14 protein-coding genes are annotated in these 15478 nt (G+C 59.4%); 4 read left to right on the top strand and 10 right to left on the bottom strand.

The annotated features are described in order from the left end of the window. Positions 1–13: 13 nt before the first annotated feature. The 3 genes from fdhF to V6936_RS10350 are packed head-to-tail and all read right to left on the bottom strand — an operon-like array spanning position 14 to position 5023. Entirely contained in the window at positions 14–2938 is a 2925-nt protein-coding gene (gene fdhF, locus V6936_RS10360) for a formate dehydrogenase subunit alpha (RefSeq protein WP_059318652.1), read from the bottom strand. A 13-nt stretch (positions 2939–2951) separates the two neighbouring features. Beyond that, positions 2952–4520, bottom strand: a complete 1569-nt coding sequence (locus V6936_RS10355; RefSeq protein WP_003803749.1) for a formate dehydrogenase beta subunit — start codon at positions 4518–4520, stop codon at positions 2952–2954. After that, positions 4517–5023 carry a formate dehydrogenase subunit gamma gene (locus V6936_RS10350; RefSeq protein WP_003803748.1) on the bottom strand — a complete coding sequence of 169 codons (507 nt, stop codon included), beginning with the start codon at positions 5021–5023 and terminating at the stop codon, positions 4517–4519. Before V6936_RS10350 ends, V6936_RS10355 begins: the two co-directional genes overlap by 4 nt. A 201-nt stretch (positions 5024–5224) precedes the next feature. Here V6936_RS10350 and V6936_RS10345 point away from each other — a divergent pair, with 201 nt between their 5' ends. The 3 genes from V6936_RS10345 to mobA all read left to right on the top strand — a co-directional run bounded on the left by V6936_RS10345 (position 5225) and on the right by mobA (position 8250). Then, a complete protein-coding gene (locus tag V6936_RS10345; protein WP_039943870.1) occupies positions 5225–6331 on the top strand; it encodes a substrate-binding domain-containing protein in 1107 nt (368 codons plus the stop codon). A 69-nt stretch (positions 6332–6400) separates the two neighbouring features. Beyond that, on the top strand, positions 6401–7654 hold the full coding sequence (gene moaA, locus V6936_RS10340) for a GTP 3',8-cyclase MoaA (RefSeq protein WP_230406253.1): 1254 nt from the start codon (positions 6401–6403) through the stop codon (positions 7652–7654). 14 nt (positions 7655–7668) lie between these two features. Beyond that, the gene (gene mobA, locus V6936_RS10335; RefSeq protein WP_081050097.1) at positions 7669–8250 is read left to right on the top strand and encodes a molybdenum cofactor guanylyltransferase MobA; all 582 of its coding nucleotides are present in this window, start codon (positions 7669–7671) and stop codon (positions 8248–8250) included. A 218-nt stretch (positions 8251–8468) separates the two neighbouring features. Here mobA and V6936_RS10330 read toward each other — a convergent pair whose 3' ends face one another. The 7 genes from V6936_RS10330 to V6936_RS10300 all read right to left on the bottom strand — a co-directional run bounded on the left by V6936_RS10330 (position 8469) and on the right by V6936_RS10300 (position 14288). Beyond that, positions 8469–9674, bottom strand: a complete 1206-nt coding sequence (locus V6936_RS10330; RefSeq protein ID WP_131071297.1) for a molybdopterin molybdotransferase MoeA — start codon at positions 9672–9674, stop codon at positions 8469–8471. A 103-nt stretch (positions 9675–9777) separates the two neighbouring features. Further along, the gene (gene moaB, locus V6936_RS10325; protein ID WP_059318656.1) at positions 9778–10308 is read right to left on the bottom strand and encodes a molybdenum cofactor biosynthesis protein B; all 531 of its coding nucleotides are present in this window, start codon (positions 10306–10308) and stop codon (positions 9778–9780) included. Continuing rightward, complete coding sequence (locus V6936_RS10320) at positions 10301–10780, bottom strand: molybdenum cofactor biosynthesis protein MoaE (protein WP_059318657.1); 480 nt, start codon at positions 10778–10780, stop codon at positions 10301–10303. The genes moaB and V6936_RS10320 overlap by 8 nt, the downstream gene beginning before the upstream one ends. Position 10781: 1 nt before the next feature. Continuing rightward, positions 10782–11066 carry a molybdopterin converting factor subunit 1 gene (gene moaD / locus V6936_RS10315; RefSeq protein ID WP_301606738.1) on the bottom strand — a complete coding sequence of 95 codons (285 nt, stop codon included), beginning with the start codon at positions 11064–11066 and terminating at the stop codon, positions 10782–10784. A gap of 35 nt (positions 11067–11101) precedes the next feature. After that, the gene (gene moaC, locus V6936_RS10310) at positions 11102–11605 is read right to left on the bottom strand and encodes a cyclic pyranopterin monophosphate synthase MoaC (RefSeq protein ID WP_003803737.1); all 504 of its coding nucleotides are present in this window, start codon (positions 11603–11605) and stop codon (positions 11102–11104) included. A gap of 80 nt (positions 11606–11685) precedes the next feature. Further along, positions 11686–12324, bottom strand: a complete 639-nt coding sequence (locus V6936_RS10305) for a response regulator transcription factor (protein WP_059318658.1) — start codon at positions 12322–12324, stop codon at positions 11686–11688. Next, positions 12321–14288 (bottom strand): PAS domain S-box protein, encoded by a 1968-nt coding sequence (locus V6936_RS10300; RefSeq protein ID WP_131071299.1) that lies wholly within the window; start codon positions 14286–14288, stop codon positions 12321–12323. Before V6936_RS10300 ends, V6936_RS10305 begins: the two co-directional genes overlap by 4 nt. A 115-nt stretch (positions 14289–14403) precedes the next feature. Here V6936_RS10300 and V6936_RS10295 point away from each other — a divergent pair, with 115 nt between their 5' ends. Beyond that, positions 14404–15387, top strand: a complete 984-nt coding sequence (locus tag V6936_RS10295) for a TRAP transporter substrate-binding protein (protein WP_003803732.1) — start codon at positions 14404–14406, stop codon at positions 15385–15387. Positions 15388–15478: the final 91 nt, after the last annotated feature.

The following is a 15478-nucleotide window of genomic DNA, read 5'->3' as shown; positions in this document are numbered from 1 at the left end:
CGGTTAGTACGCATCATACTTTCGCGACCGCCGGGGCATGCTCCGGCGAGCAGGGGTGATCCTCCGGGTCTGGCAGGTCCGCGGCGGGGACAGTCTCGCCTTGCAGGAGGCGCTGCTGAATCTCGTTGAAGCGGTTCCAGCGGTTTTGCCACGCCGAGTCGGACGTGACGCGTTGAATCTGCACAGCCGTCACTTTGTACTCGGGGCAGTTGGTGGCCCAGTCCGAATTGTTGGTGGTGACCACATTGGCGCCCGACTCGGGAAAGTGGAACGTAGTATAGACCACCCCTGGCTGCACCCGTTCGGTGACCGTTGCACGCAAGACCGTCTCGCCCGCCCGGCTCTTGACCGAGACTTTGTCACCACTGCGAATGCCTCGGTCCTCGGCATCTGCCGGGTGAATTTCCAGCAAATCTTCGGCATGCCAGGCGACGTTCTCGGTACGGCGGGTCTGAGCGCCCACGTTGTACTGCGACAAGATGCGACCGGTGGTCAGCAGCAAGGGGAACTTGCGGCTGCTGCGTTCTTCAGTCGGGACGTACTGGGTCAACATGAAGCGCCCCTTGCCTCGCACGAATTGGTCAATGTGCATGGTGGGGGTGCCATCCGGGGCCTGTTCGTTGCAAGGCCACTGCACGCTGCCGCCCAGTTCCTGAATGCGCTGGTAGGACACGCCGGTAAAGGTGGGGGTCAGGCGGGCGATCTCGTCCATGATCTGGCTGGGGTGATCGTAGCTCATGGGGTAGCCCAGAGCTCGGGCCAAGGCGCAGGTGACTTCCCAGTCGGCCATGCCGGCTTTGGGCTCCATGACCTTGCGCACGCGCGAGATGCGGCGCTCAGCGTTGGTGAAGGTGCCGTCTTTTTCCAGGAAAGACGAGCCAGGCAGGAAAACGTGCGCGTATTTGGCGGTTTCGTTCAGGAACAGATCCTGCACCACCACACACTCCATGGCGGCCATGGCGGCGGCCACGTGCTGGGTATTGGGGTCTGATTGAACAATGTCCTCGCCCTGGCAGTACAGCCCCTTGAAACTGCCACTTAAGGCGGCCTCAAACATATTGGGAATGCGCAGCCCAGGTTCGGACTGCAGGGGCACGCCCCAGGCCTGTTCAAATTGCTGGCGTACGCTTGTGTCGGAGACATGACGGTAGCCGGGGAACTCATGCGGGAACGAGCCCATATCGCAGGAGCCTTGCACGTTGTTCTGACCACGCAGCGGATTGACGCCCACGCCTTCGCGCCCCACGTTGCCGGTGGCCATGGCCAGGTTGGCAATGGCCATCACCGTGGTGGAGCCCTGGCTGTGCTCGGTCACGCCCAGACCGTAGTAAATCGAGCCGTTGCCGCCGGTGGCGTACAGACGGGCTGCACCACGGATGTCGTCCGCGGACACGCCGCAGATCTCGGCCATGGCTTCTGGCGAGTTCTGGGGCTGGCTGACAAATTGGCGCCACTCCTCAAAAGCGGCCGTATCACAGCGTTCGGCCACGTAGGATTCGTTGACCAGATTCTCGGTAACGATGACGTGAGCCATGGCGGTCAGAATGGCGGTGTTGGTGCCGGGGCGCAGCGGCAGGTGGTAATCGGCCTGGATGTGCGGCGAGCTGACCAGCTCGGTCTGGCGCGGGTCAATCACGATCAGGCGTGCGCCCTGGCGCAAGCGTCGTTTCAGGCGCGACGCAAAGACGGGGTGTGCCGCGCTGGGGTTGGCGCCGATCACAATCACCACATCGGTGTGCATGACCGAGTCAAAGGTTTGGGTACCCGCCGATTCACCCAGTGTCATTTTCAGACCATAACCGGTCGGAGAGTGACAGACGCGGGCGCAGGTGTCCACGTTGTTGGTACCAAAGGCGGCGCGAACCAGCTTTTGCACCAGATAGGTCTCTTCGTTGGTGCAGCGCGAGGAGGTGATACCGCCCACGGCGTCACGACCGTGCTGATCCTGAATGCGACGGAACTCGGAGGCGGCGTAGTTGAGAGCCTCCTCCCAGGACACTTCCTGCCAGGGGTCGGTGATCTTCTTGCGAATCATGGGGTTCAGGATTCGATCCTGGTGCGTGGCGTAACCCCAGGCGAAACGACCTTTCACGCAGGCGTGGCCACGATTGGCCTTGCCGTCTTTCCAGGGCGTCATGCGAATGACCTTGTCACCCTTCATTTCGGCCTTGAAGCCACAACCTACGCCACAGTAGGCGCAGGTGGTGATGACGGCGTGTTCGGGCTGACCCAGGTCGATGATAGATTTCTCCATCAGCGAAGACGTGGGGCAGGCCTGGACGCAGGCACCGCAGGAGACGCAGTCACTGCCCAGAAAATCATCATTCTGGCCGGCAGTGATGCGCGACTCAAAGCCGCGCTTGTCTACGGTCAGCGCGAAAGTGCCCTGTACTTCCTCACAGGCACGTACGCAGCGATTGCAGACAATGCATTTGCTGGAGTCATAGGCAAAGTAAGGATTGGAGTTGTCGGTGGTGTCGTCCAGATGGTTGGCGCCGTCAAAGCCGTAGCGCACGCTGCGCAGGCCCACGACGCCGGCCATGTCCTGCAGCTCGCAATTGCCGTTGGCAGGACAGGTCAGGCAGTCCAGCGGGTGATCGGAGATGTACAGCTCCATCACGTTGCGGCGCAGCTTGTGCAAGGTGTCGTTTTCGGTCTGCACGACCATGCCTTCTTCCACTAGCGTCGTGCAGGAGGCAGGGTGGCCGCGGCGGCCTTCGATATCCACCAGACACAGGCGACAGGAGCCAAAGGCTTCCAGTGAATCGGTGGCGCACAGTTTGGGAATGTTGATGCCAGCCAAGGCGGCGGCATGCATTACGGAAGTGCCCACGGGCACTTCAATCAATTGGCCATCAATGGTCAGCCTGACCATCTCGGTCTGGGTCGAGGCTGGGGTGCCCAGGTCACGTTCGCGTACGGCGACTGTTTCTTTCATGGTGATCTCCGTCTTAGACCTTGGCCAGGTCCTGCTCGGTTTGCGGGGCCAGTCCAAAATCCTGGGGGAAGTGTTCCAGCGCGGACAGGACGGGGTAAGGGGTCATGCCGCCCAAGGCGCACAAGGACCCGGAGAACATGGTGTCGCACAGATCGCGTAGCAGCTCGACATGGTTGTCCATGTCTTCGCGGCGACGGATCTTCTGGATGGTTTCCACGCCACGCGTGGAGCCGATCCGACAGGGAGTGCATTTGCCACAGGATTCGATGGCGCAGAACTCCATGGCGTATTGCGCCATGTGGGCCATATCCACCGTATCGTCAAAGGCCACCAGACCACCGTGACCGACCATGGCATTGATCTTCATGTAGGCTTCGTAGTCCAGAGGGACATCCCACTGATGCTCAGGCAGATAAGCACCCAATGGGCCGCCGACCTGGACCGCACGCAAGGGACGACCGCTGGCGCTGCCGCCACCGTAGTCGTACAAGAGTTCACGTAGCGTGACGCCGAAGGCTTTTTCCACGAGGCCGCCGTTTTTCAGATTACCCGTCAACTGGAACGCCAGGGTGCCGCGCGAGCGGCCCATGCCGTAGTTCTGGTAATAGGCACCGCCCTTGGCCAAAATGATGGGCACAGAGGCCAGGGACACCACGTTGTTGATGACGGTGGGTTGACCAAACAAGCCTTTGATTGCCGGCAAGGGTGGTTTGACTCGCACCATGCCGCGCTTGCCTTCCAGGCTGTCGAGCAGGGCGGTTTCTTCGCCACAAATATAGGCTCCTGCCGCTTTGCGCACTTCCAGATCGAACTCGCGCCCGCTGCCCTGTATGTTCTTGCCCAGCCAGCCTGCTGCACGCGCTGCCTCAATGGCTTCGTTCAATGCTTGCACCGCCAGCGGGTATTCGGAACGCACATAGATGTAGCCATAGGTCGCACCGACGGCCAGACCAGCAATCGTCATGCCTTCTACCAGGCAAAGCGGATCGCCTTCCATCAGCATGCGATCGGAGAACGTGCCCGAGTCGCCTTCGTCGGCATTACAGACAATGTATTTCTGCTGTGCCGGGGTGTTCAGTACCGTGTTCCATTTGATGCCGGTCGGGAAAGCCGCACCGCCCCGACCACGCAGGCCGGAGTCAGTGACTTCTTTCACAATGGCGGCCGGCTCCATGGCCAGCGCTTTGCTCAAACCTTCAAAGCCACCACAGGCCTGATAATCGGCCACGCTGACCGGATCAATAATGCCCACGCGGGCAAACGTCAGGCGTTCCTGATTCTTCAGGTAGGGGATGGCGTCCGTCAGACCGTGACACAAGGTATGTGCACCGCCTTGCAGGAAACCAGCGTCAAACAGGCCAGGCAGATCCTCGGTCTGGACAGGGCCGTAAGCCACACGGCCTTCTGCCGTTTGCACTTCCACCATGGGCTCCAGCCACAGCAAACCGCGCGAACCATTGCGCACAATTTGCACATCCAGACCGCGTTCCTTGGCCTGGGCCGCCAGTTGCCGGGCGAGCTGATGCGCACCCATGGCAACCGCCGCGGTATCGCGCGGAATATAAACGGTAATGGTGCTCATGATTGGGACTCCGGGCGGCTTAGCAGCGCGTCCAGCTTTTCGGGCGTAACGCGTGCGTGGGGAACACCGTCCAGCATGACGGCAGGAGACTGGGCGCACAGGCCCAGACAGTAAACAGGCTCCAGCGTGTACTGACCGTCCTCGCTGTTTTCATGAAAGTCACAGTTCAGACGGCGGCGGGCATGAGCGCTCAGTTCCAGTCCACCCCGCGCCTGGCAAGCTTCGGCCCTGCAGATTTCCAGGGTGTGAGTTGCGTGGGGCTGGCTGCGGAAATGGGCGTAAAAGGAGATCACGCCATGAATTTCTGCCCGTGACAGGGCGAGCTGCTCGGCCAGCACCGGCACCACGGAATCGGGAATACAGGCTAGCCGGTCCTGAATCGTGTGCAATATAGGCAACAAGTTACCTTTTTGACCGGCGTGCTCCTGCACGGCCTGCAAGGCAAGCTCTTCAGGTGTCAGGCCGGACCGGGCCTGTTCCTGCGCATGGGGGGTAGTTTGCATGTCCTGTGTGCGCGGTGCCCGGAACGGGAGCCTGCGCCTCCATATTTTTATGCACAGCCGTGCATATTATTTGATTGTGTTTTCCCCCGTAATCTAACCACTTAAGTACGTAACTTCAATAAGCAATTATTCGCATATATAATGTTTGGTACATGCAGCACAGAACATAAATACGAAAACACGACCGGTCTTAAAAAACACATGACCAAACAAAAATTCAAAGCCCGGCTGCGCTCTGAATGGATTCTGGAAAATGCAGACGGCGTTGAGCTTCCCATGGGAGACGTGCTGCGTCTGTTAGGTGCCATCGAACGATTGGGGCATCTGGCCGGAGCCAGCAAGGAATGCCGGTTTTCCTATAGGCATGCCTGGGGCTTGTTGCGCAATGCTGAAAAACAGTTTGATGCGGCCCTGCTGGAGACGTCCCGCCGCAAAGGCACCAAGTTGACCGAGTTCGCCCAGCGTTTGCTGTGGGCGAACCGGCGTCTGGATGCGCGCCTGACGCCAACCCTGGAGAGCATGGCTTCCGAGCTGGAAGAGGAACTGGGTCGTTTGTACGCTCAACCCTTGGACCGTCTGCGGTTTCAGGCCAGCCATGGATTTGCGATTGAAGGCTTGATGCGCTTTGCCAACGAGCGTGAGGGTTTGCCTCTGGAGCTGCGTTACCGCACCGCGATCGAGGCCCTGGCCTCATTGGAGCGCGGGGATTGCGATCTGGCCGGCTTTCAGGTGCCAGTGGGTGAGTTTGAGGCGGCGGCTTTGCGCCGGTACGGACAGTGGCTGTCACCGGCGCGTCACCGACTGATTTTTCTGTCTACCCGACGCACAGGCCTGTTTGTGGAAAAGGGCAACCCCAAGAACATCACGGGCATGGCGGATTTGCTGCGGCCCGATGTGCGCTTTGTAAACCGGCAGATGGGTTCCAGCACCCGCTTTCTGGCTACCTTGCTGCTGGGTCAGTTAGGGGTAAACACGAATGCGGTGCTGGGCTTTGAAACAACAGAATTGACGCATATGGCGGTGGCAGCGCATGTGGCCAGTGGCATGGCCGATACCGGCCTGGGCGTGGAAACGGCGGCCAGCCGTTGTGGGCTGGAGTTCATACCCCTGGCGCAGGAACGTTACTTCATTGCGCTCGAGCAGGAATTGCTGGATAAGGCTCCTATGCAGCAATTGATGAACGTGATTGGCGGTTGCGCGTATAGTCAATTTATGGAAGATCTGGTGGGTTACGACCCACGGGGGCTAGGTCAGATCATGACGCTGGAACAGGCATTTGGGCGGGCTGCCGATTTGCTTTGGCGTTAAGCCCCTTTGCATGACGAAAACACACACCATGAGACGGGGACGAACCCTGTCCTTGAAAAAGAGAACACCATGAGCGATGAGCATGGGCCAAAACGTGAGCCTCTGTCTGTAGACAGCGCTCAGGCCAGGCCATATCAAGAGGCGAGTTCTTCGGATTCGGAGATCGCTTTTCCTGGGCGAGGCGATACGCCGCCCTCTGGATCGGAGCTTGCACAGGCGGTGCTAGCCCGCCCTGAGCAGACGCCGCAAACGGGCCGTGTCGACGCGTCCCGTCGCCCTACCGTGCGGTTTGCGCCGGTCGAGGGGCAGCCCCGGGACAAACGTCAGCGTCCCTTGCGTGATTTGCGCATTTCCCTGACGGACAAATGCAACTTCCGCTGTACCTACTGTATGCCGCGGGAGGTATTTGGTACGGACTACGAGTTCCTGCCCCATTCTTCCCTTCTCAGTTTTGAAGAGATCGAGCGGGTGGCACGACAGGCTGTGTCGTTGGGCGTGCGCAAGCTGCGGCTGACAGGAGGCGAACCGCTGTTGCGACGAAACATCGAAGTGCTGATCGCGATGCTGGCCAAGCTGCGCACCCCGCAGGGTGAGCCGGTGGAACTGACGTTGACAACCAATGGCACTTTATTGGGTCGCAAAGCCCAGTCCTTGAAAGAGGCGGGCTTGAATCGTGTCACTGTCAGCCTGGATGCGCTCGATGACGCCCGTTTCACGCAGTTAAGTGACAGTGGCGTTTCCGTCTCCACGGTGTTGGAAGGCATTGCCAAGGCGCAGGCGGTAGGCTTGAGCCCGGTCAAGGTCAATATGGTGGTGCGCAAAGGTCTGAATGACGATCAGATTCTGCCCATGGTGGAACACTTCAAGGGTTCGGGCCAGATCCTGCGTTTTATTGAGTACATGGATGTGGGCACCAGCAACGGTTGGAACCTTCAGGAGGTGGTCAGCGGAGCGGAGATAGTGGCACGTATCCAGTCCCGCTTTGCGCTGGAGCCCGTTGCGGCACAGTATCGTGGGGAAGTCGCCAGTCGCTGGCGTTTTAAGGATGGCTCTGGAGAGGTGGGGGTGATTACCAGCGTGACCCAACCTTTCTGTGGCGACTGTTCGCGCATGCGTCTTTCCCCGGAAGGGCGTCTGTTTCTGTGCCTGTTTGCGTCTCAGGGGTATGATGTGCGGGCGCAATTGCGCTCGGGCGCGTCCGACGAGCAGTTAGCCGCCTATATGCACGGGGTCTGGACCGGACGGCAGGACCGATATTCCGAGATTCGTGGCGAGCAAACCACGAGTCGTGACCGTATAGAAATGAGTTACATCGGCGGATGATAAGCACACAGGACATGAGCGGTATCGTGCTGGCAGGCGGGCGGGCCCGGCGCTTTGATTTGTCGGGCCAGATTGATAAAGGCTTGTTGCTCTTGCAGGGCCAGCCGCTGGTTCAGCATGTGGTTCGTCGCCTGCGCCCGCAGGTCGGCCCTGTATTGATCAGTGCCAATCGCAATCCTGAGCAGTATGTGCATTGGGGCCGCGTGGTCCCCGATGCGCTTGAGCTGGAGGGCTATCTGGGCCCCCTAGCCGGTCTGGCCAGTGTGCTCGATCAGGTCACCACACCCTGGGTCTTGTCCTGTCCGGTCGATTTGCCTTTTGTTCCCAGCGATCTGGGTAAACGCCTGAGCAGGGCCGTAGAAGAACAGGGTGCCGTTGCCGCTTATGTGCAGGCCGAACGCAGCCACCCCCTTTGCCTGTTGCTGCGTGCCGATCAGGCTGCGGTGCTGAAAGCGTATTTGCTCAGTGGTGAGCGTCGTGTCATGAATTTTCTGCAGAGCATAGGTGCGATAGCGGTGGATTTGCGCGATGCCCCCGAACATGCCTTTTTCAATATCAATACGCCACAGGATCTGGATCAGGCGCAAAGCTGGTAGGCCTGTTGGGGCTCCTCTGTTTCCCCTGAACGCATACATGCAGAAAAGAGGGGGCGATAGGGTCGTTCACGTATCCGCGTGTCCTGACGTGAACGCGTTAAGGGCAGAGTGTCTGTCGCGGCGACATCCGAGAATTGCGTCAACACACGGCATAAAAAAACCGCCCCGAGCAGGGCGGTTTTGTAGGGCCAAGCCAAAAGCGGAATGAGCCCCTGAAGCTAGGCCTGCCACTGGCTGTATTCATAGAGCCGAACGGCATCACCCGGCACTACGGTGGTGTCTGCGGGGATGCGGGCCAGTGCCTGGGCCCAGGGCAGAGAACTGATCACGCCAGAGCCCTGGTTGCCGAATGGACGCACCAGCAGGCGGCCCAGCTCGTCGTTGTCCACCTGTACCCGGATAAACTCTTCGCGGTCACCCTTGAATTGGCGCTCGCCTTGCAAAATGCCGAAGCGTGTGGCGGGCAGTGCGTCTTTGCGGCCTTGCAGGCGGCGAATCAGCGGAGAGACCATCAAGGAAAACACAGCGTAGGAAGAGACCGGGTTGCCGGGCAGGCAGACCAGCGGCTTGTTGTCGATGTAGGCCAGCGCCAGGGGTTTGCCAGGCTTCATGCGCACTTTCCACAGATCCAGCTGTCCGCCCATGCCTTCGATGGCAGGTTTGACAAAGTCTTTCTCGCCGACGGATACACCGCCGACTGTCAGAACCAGGTCGCAGCGTTGCAGCAAGTCTTTCAAGGCGTCCTGAATAGCGTCCAGCGTGTCTTTGGCATGGACGGCGTGCACTGACTCCACGCCCAGCGCCTGCAGTTGCGCACGCAGCATGGGGGCGTTGGAGTTGTAGATCTGGCCGGCTTGCAAGGGCTGTCCGGCAGGAGTCAGCTCGTCGCCTGTGGTCAAAATGCCGACAGTCAGTTGTGGATAGACCGGTAGCTGAGCGTGGCCTTGCGCCGCCAATTGCGCAATATGGGCCGCAGTCAGTTTGGTACCTGTGGTGATCAACACGTCACCCATGCGCATGTCCTCGCCCCGGCGACGGATGTTCACGCCAGCCACGGGCATTTCCAGAATGCGCACCCCGTGCTCATCTTCCTGGCAGTTTTCCTGAATGACGACGGTATCGGCGCCGGCTGGCAACATGCTGCCGGTAAAGATGCGGATCGCCATACCTGCTTGCAAGGGTTCGGGAATATCCCCGGCATAGCAGCGTTGCTGAATGGGCAGTTCCTTGCCCTCGACAATGTCGCTCAGGCGCAGCGCATAGCCGTCCATGGCACTGTTGTCGGCGGGCGGCATGTCCAGTTGGGCGGTGATGTCCTGAGCCAGAATACGTCCCAGGGCGTGGGCCAGTTCGCAGTGCTCGGTTTGGGTGGGGGCTTGTCCCGCTTGGGCCAGGCGCTGCTGAGCTACGTCAAATTCGATCATAGGATTGGATACAGTCGATAAAACAAGGTCGTGGCTGAAGCAGGGGAGGGGCAGGCCCCAAAGAACCGTTTGGGGGTGCGGATGGCCCCGGTGCTTTCAGGCTTTAAGGGGAATGCGGTTCCAGATACTGGGAGGCAAAATTGCAGGGACGATGACGGCTGTCCAACTGTTCTTTCAGGATATTTTCCCAGGCCAGTGCGCAGGCGCCGCCCGAACCGGGAAGGCAAAATATCAGCGTGCGGTTGGCCGTTCCCGCCAAGGCATCGGACTGCAAGGCCGAGGAGCCAATATCCTGATACGACAAATACCGGAACTGTTCGCCAAAGCCGGTAATGACTTGATCCAGTAACGGTGTTACCGCCGCAATGGTGGATTTTTTATGGCTGAAGCCGGTACCGCCATTGCAAAGGATGACATGGATGTCGGGGTCTGCAATCCATTGGCTCAAGATGGCGCGAATGGCATAAATATTGTCTTTGCTGATGGCGCGCTGCACACAATGGTGACCGCTTTCGCTCAGGCTGCTTGCCAGGTAATCGCCCGATGTGTCCTCGTCGGGGCCACGGCGCTCTGAGATGGTCAGAACCGCCACGTTCAAACGTGCGGCAGGTCGGTCGGTCTGGGCTTTAGACATGCTTGCTGGTGTCCGCAGTAGTGTTCCAGGAATCGGTTTTTCGGGCGTCGCTGTCGCGCTGCTGCACCCAGAAACGCTGGCCGTCGGCCAGGGTTTCGCGCTTCCAGAAGGGCGCACGGGTTTTGAGCACATCCATGATGAACTCGCAGGCACGAAAGGCATCGCCGCGGTGGGCGCTGGTGACCCCAACATAGACAATCTGTTCGTTCAGATGCAGTTCGCCTACGCGGTGCACGACCAGCGTATCCAGAATGGGCCAGCGCTGGCGCGCCTGCTCGCACACGGTTTCGATTTCGCGCTCGCACATGCCAGGATAGTGTTCCAGGAACAGGGATTCGGTGGCGGTGCCATCGGCCTGATCGCGTACATAACCTGTAAATGTCACCATGGCACCGGCCTTGCCGCCTGCCGTGGCACGCAGCTCGGCATTCAGGGCCGCCACATCAAAGTCTTCGGTCTGGATACGTACCATTTTAACCTCCAGTGACGGGCTCAAAGACGGCCACTTCATCGCCGGGGCGCACAGGGTCGGTGGGTTTGGCGTGAAACTGGTTAACCGCTACATGCAGTCGGCCGGCCATGTCGCTCAAATTTGGGTGGCGCTCCAGCAGGGCATCGGTCCATTGCTGGACGGTGCCTTCCTGCGGCCAGTCCCAGGTTTCCTGACGCTGGCCGGTGCGTTCGGCTACCTGGGCAAAGTACAGGACACGTAATGTGAAGCTCTCAGGTCTGTTGGTCGGGGTCAAAGGGCTTGTCATGCTATCTCCGTGAAAGGGCTTAGGGTCAACAGGCCCTATACCGAGGCCGTCCAGGTCCCGCTTTTGCCGCCGGTTTTTTCCAGCAAACGGGTCTGCTCAATCACAATGCCTTTGTCAGCCGCTTTGCACATATCGTAAATCGTCAGCGCCGCAATCGAGCAGGCGGTCATGGCTTCCATTTCGACGCCCGTGGTGTAGCGGGTCCGGCAGGTGGCCAGTACGGCAATGGTGCCCGCTGCGGCATCGCTTTCAAACTCAATGCCGACAAAATCCAGGGGCAGACTGTGACACATGGGGATCAGTTCAGCGCAGCGCTTGGCGGCCAGAACCCCCGCCACGCGTGCGGTGTTCAGCACCTCGCCTTTGGCATTGTGCTGGGCCGACAGCAACTGGTAGGCGGCCGGGCTCAGGCGAACCACGGCGCGGGCAGTGGCCGAGCGGGCGGTGGCCGATTTATGGCTGACATCGACCATCTGAACCTTTCCATCCTCATCCAGATGGGAAAGGTGCAAATCAGTATTTTCGGTAGTGGTGCTCATGATCGCTCCGGAGACCGGGCCTAGTGCGCGGTTCTAATTGTTTATGGTTGCATTATATACATCCGCAGCGCGGGCCCCGCCTAAGGCCCTGGAGGGGGGCGGTCTTCGCGCAAGCGTGCTGGATCGAGCAGACGCGCCAGTTCGATCAGGGTGCGCGACTGCATTTTTTCCAGAGCTCGTGCGCGGTGGACCTCCACGGTGCGCATGGTGATGCTCAACTCCTGGGCAATCTGTTTGTTCAGACGTCCTTCCAGGGCCAGCGCCAGCACTTCGCGCTCGCGCTGGGAAAGGGTATCGAGCCGCTCTTCCAGCGCCTGCTCATCGTCCCGCTCTTGCTGACTGGCTTCGTAACTGCGCAACACATCCAGAACCCGATCCACCAGATCGTTGTCATTAAAGGGCTTTTCAATGAAGTCGGCCGCGCCTTGTTTCAAGGCTGATACGGCCAGCGGCAGGTCGCCATGACCTGTCAGAAAGATGACAGGCAGGCAGGACTGGCGGTCGCGCAACTGCTCGAATACCTCCAGCCCGGACAGGCCCTCCATGCGGATATCAAGCAAAATGCAGCCGTGTGTGTCAGGACTCAGGGCAGCTAAAAAAGCCTCGCCGCTCTCCCACTGTTCGGTATGGACCTGCCGAGTGGAAAACAGCCAGGACAAGGCATCGCGGATGGCTGGGTCGTCGTCCACGATATGGACCAGGGGAGCGCGCTTAGTCATAGTTCGATCAGGGGTAAGGAAAACAGGAAGGTGGCACCGTGGGGAACCCCGTTTTCAAACCAGAGTTTGCCATGGTGCAGCTCCACAATGGAGCGGCAAATATTCAAACCTATGCCCAGGCCCTGGGCTTTGGTCGTGGTGAAAGCCTGGAAGACCTCGGCCATGATCGTCGCTGCCACACCGGGCCCTTGGTCGGCCACCATCACCAGCACCACGCCATTGCTGGCTTGCATGGTCACTTCCAGAATGCGCCGTTCCGGCTCCAGGCCTGACATGGCTTCGGCCGCATTGCGCAGCAGGTTGAAGATCAACTGCTCCAGCAGAACCTTGTCGCCCATGACGGGTAGCCGCTCGGGGTGGGAGGGCACAATCAACTGGATCTGGTGATGGCGCAGGCCCGCTTTGGCCATGGCCAGGGCACCCTGCAGGGCATCGGGCAGATTCAGGGGACTGAGCTGCGGATCTCGCTTGCGCACGAAATCATGGATACGGTGAATGATCTGCCCGGCGCGACGCGTCTGGTCAGCCAGACTCTCCAGCCCGCGTCGCAGCTGCCTGGGGTCCAGCGGCTCTGCACCCAGCAGGTTCAGGGAGCCAGCCGCATAGCTGGCAATGGCCGATAGGGGCTGATTCAGTTCATGGGCCAGCGTAGAGGCCATCTCGCCCATGGTGATGAGCTTGGCTGTGTGGTGCAGTTGTTCAGACTGTGAACTGGCCAGGGCTTCGGCCTGCTTGCGCGAGCTGATGTCAATGATGGAGCTGATCCAGCCTACATGCTGTTCCTGGGCATCAATCAGGGGGGACTCAAAAACCTGCACATCGACGCGAGAGCCGTCGGGTCGTTGAAACTGGGTGTCAAAAACCTGCACGGCGCGGGTGGATTTGAGGCGGTCCCGGCGCTCCAGGGTTTCATCCATCATCTCCGGCACCCACCAGGGCATGGGCGGGGCCAGGCCAATAATGTCCTCACTGCGGCGGCCGACCAGCTCGCAAAACGCGGGGTTCACGTACAGCACCTTGCCGTCCAGATCGCGGGCGCGCATGCCAGTGACCATGGAGTTTTCAATGGCGCTGCGAAAGGCCTGCTCTTGCATCAATGCCAGTTCCGCATCACGGCGCTTGCGGGCGTAGTGGTGCTGCATGGCCAGGTTCACCACAGCCAGCAAGGCTAGGCCGGCGATGACGGTCATCAGCAGTGTGAACGTGGGAATGTTTTGCTGCGGGTATGGGATCATCAGCAAACGCACCCCATGCAAGGGAGGGTCCACCGACATGGCATAGCGCAGCTCGCTTGGGCCGGGCTCGCCTTTGGAGCGCGTGGCCAGCGTCTGGTCGCCCTGGTCAATCAGGGAAACATGGTACTGCTCGGCAATCCACCAGGGCACGTTTTCCATCAGGATGGTCGCCAGGGAGAAAGTGGCCCGCAAGGTGCCGACAATCGCATTGTCCTCGTAAATGGGAACCACCAGATCCAGCACGCTTTCCTGGTGCTCGCTGGAGTAATAGGCTGGCAGCCAGGTCGAGGTTCTGGGTGTGCTGACGTGGGCCGCAATACGGGTGTCGGCGCCGGGTGGACGTACCAGCAAGGTCGTGCCAAAGCGGTCCTGGATGGCCACTTTCAGCAGGTCAGGATGAATCGTCTTGAAATGCTGCAATTGCGTTAAAGCCGTCTGGGTGGTGATGGGTGGGGAGTGCATTTCAATTTCGCTGGCAATGCGGCTTAAATTGTTTTCGTGCGAGCGCAGTTGAAAGGACAGGGATTGTTCCACCCACAAGGCATTGCGGATCAGTTCATTGGATTGCTCATCCGTGCGCTCCTTGTTGACCGCCCAGGCAAATACGCCCATCAGCAGCACAATAATCAGGATGGCCAGAATCGGCACATAGCTGCTGAGCGGGTGAGGGGTCAGGGTACGCGAGGCAGCCTGGCGTATGAATCCGGACGGGCGAGCAAGACGCATCATGGCAAAAGGTTTCGGATTTCCACAATAGATAATTCGGGACCGCTTTTTTAAGCTACACGCTTTCACGCAAATCAATCAATAACACGTGTCGGCTCCCCACCGACCGGAGGCAACCATGAAAAAGACCCTTGTGGCCAGCGTGCTGGCGTCCGTGTTTCTGTCCGCGCCCGCCATGGCCAACCCCCTGATCATCAAGTTCAGCCACGTCGTATCGCCCGATACGCCCAAGGGCAAGGGGGCCGTGCGCTTTAAAGAACTGGCCGAAAAGTACACCGAGGGCAAGGTGGTTGTCGAGGTTTACCCAAACTCGCAACTGTACAAAGACAAGGAAGAGCTCGAAGCCCTGCAATTGGGCGCGGTACACATGCTGGCACCGTCGCTGGCCAAGTTTGGTCCTTTGGGTGTGCGCGAATTTGAGGTGTTTGACCTGCCATTCATCTTCAATGACCGCAACGATCTGCGCAAAGTCACCGAAGGGCCCGTGGGCCGCATGCTGCTGGACAAACTGGAGCCCAAGGGCATCAAGGGCCTGGCTTACTGGGACAACGGGTTTAAGGTCATGAGCGCCAACAGCCCGCTGAAAAGCGTGGATGACTTTCTGGGCCTGAAAATGCGCATCCAGTCCTCCAAGGTGCTGGAAGCCCAGTTCAAGGCACTGGATGCCGTCCCCCAGGTGATGGCGTTCTCCGAGGTCTACCAGGCCTTGCAAACGGGTGTTGTGGATGGCACCGAGAATCCGCCTTCGAACATGTACACCCAGAAAATGCACGAAGTGCAAAAGCATGCCACCGTGTCTAACCACGGCTACCTGGGTTACGCCGTGATCGTGAACAAGAAGTTCTGGGAAGGCCTGCCTGACGATATTCGTCAAGGCATGGAAAAAGCCATGAGCGAGGCCACGGTGTATGCCAACGACATTGCCGAGCAAGAGAACAACGACTCCATGAAAGCCATGGAAGAGTCCGGCAAGACTCAGTTCTACCAGCTCAGTGATGCGGAGCGCGAACAATGGGTCAAGCAACTGCGCCCTGTTCATAAGGAAATGGCTTCGCGTATCGGTCAGGACGTGATTGACGCTTTCTATAAAGCCACCGAATAAGAGCAGCGTCATCTGATTGTCTTATACAGGTCTGATTCAGACCTGTTCTTCCTTTCTTCCCGCTCTCTGTTTGCGCCAGCCCGGTTCCGGG

This window comes from Alcaligenes sp. CHO6 (assembly GCF_037120595.1).
Taxonomy (GTDB): Bacteria; Pseudomonadota; Gammaproteobacteria; order Burkholderiales; family Burkholderiaceae_B; genus Alcaligenes; species Alcaligenes ammonioxydans.
The sequence above is the reverse complement of the archived record's forward strand: the minus strand, read 5'-3'. Positions and strand labels throughout refer to the sequence as shown.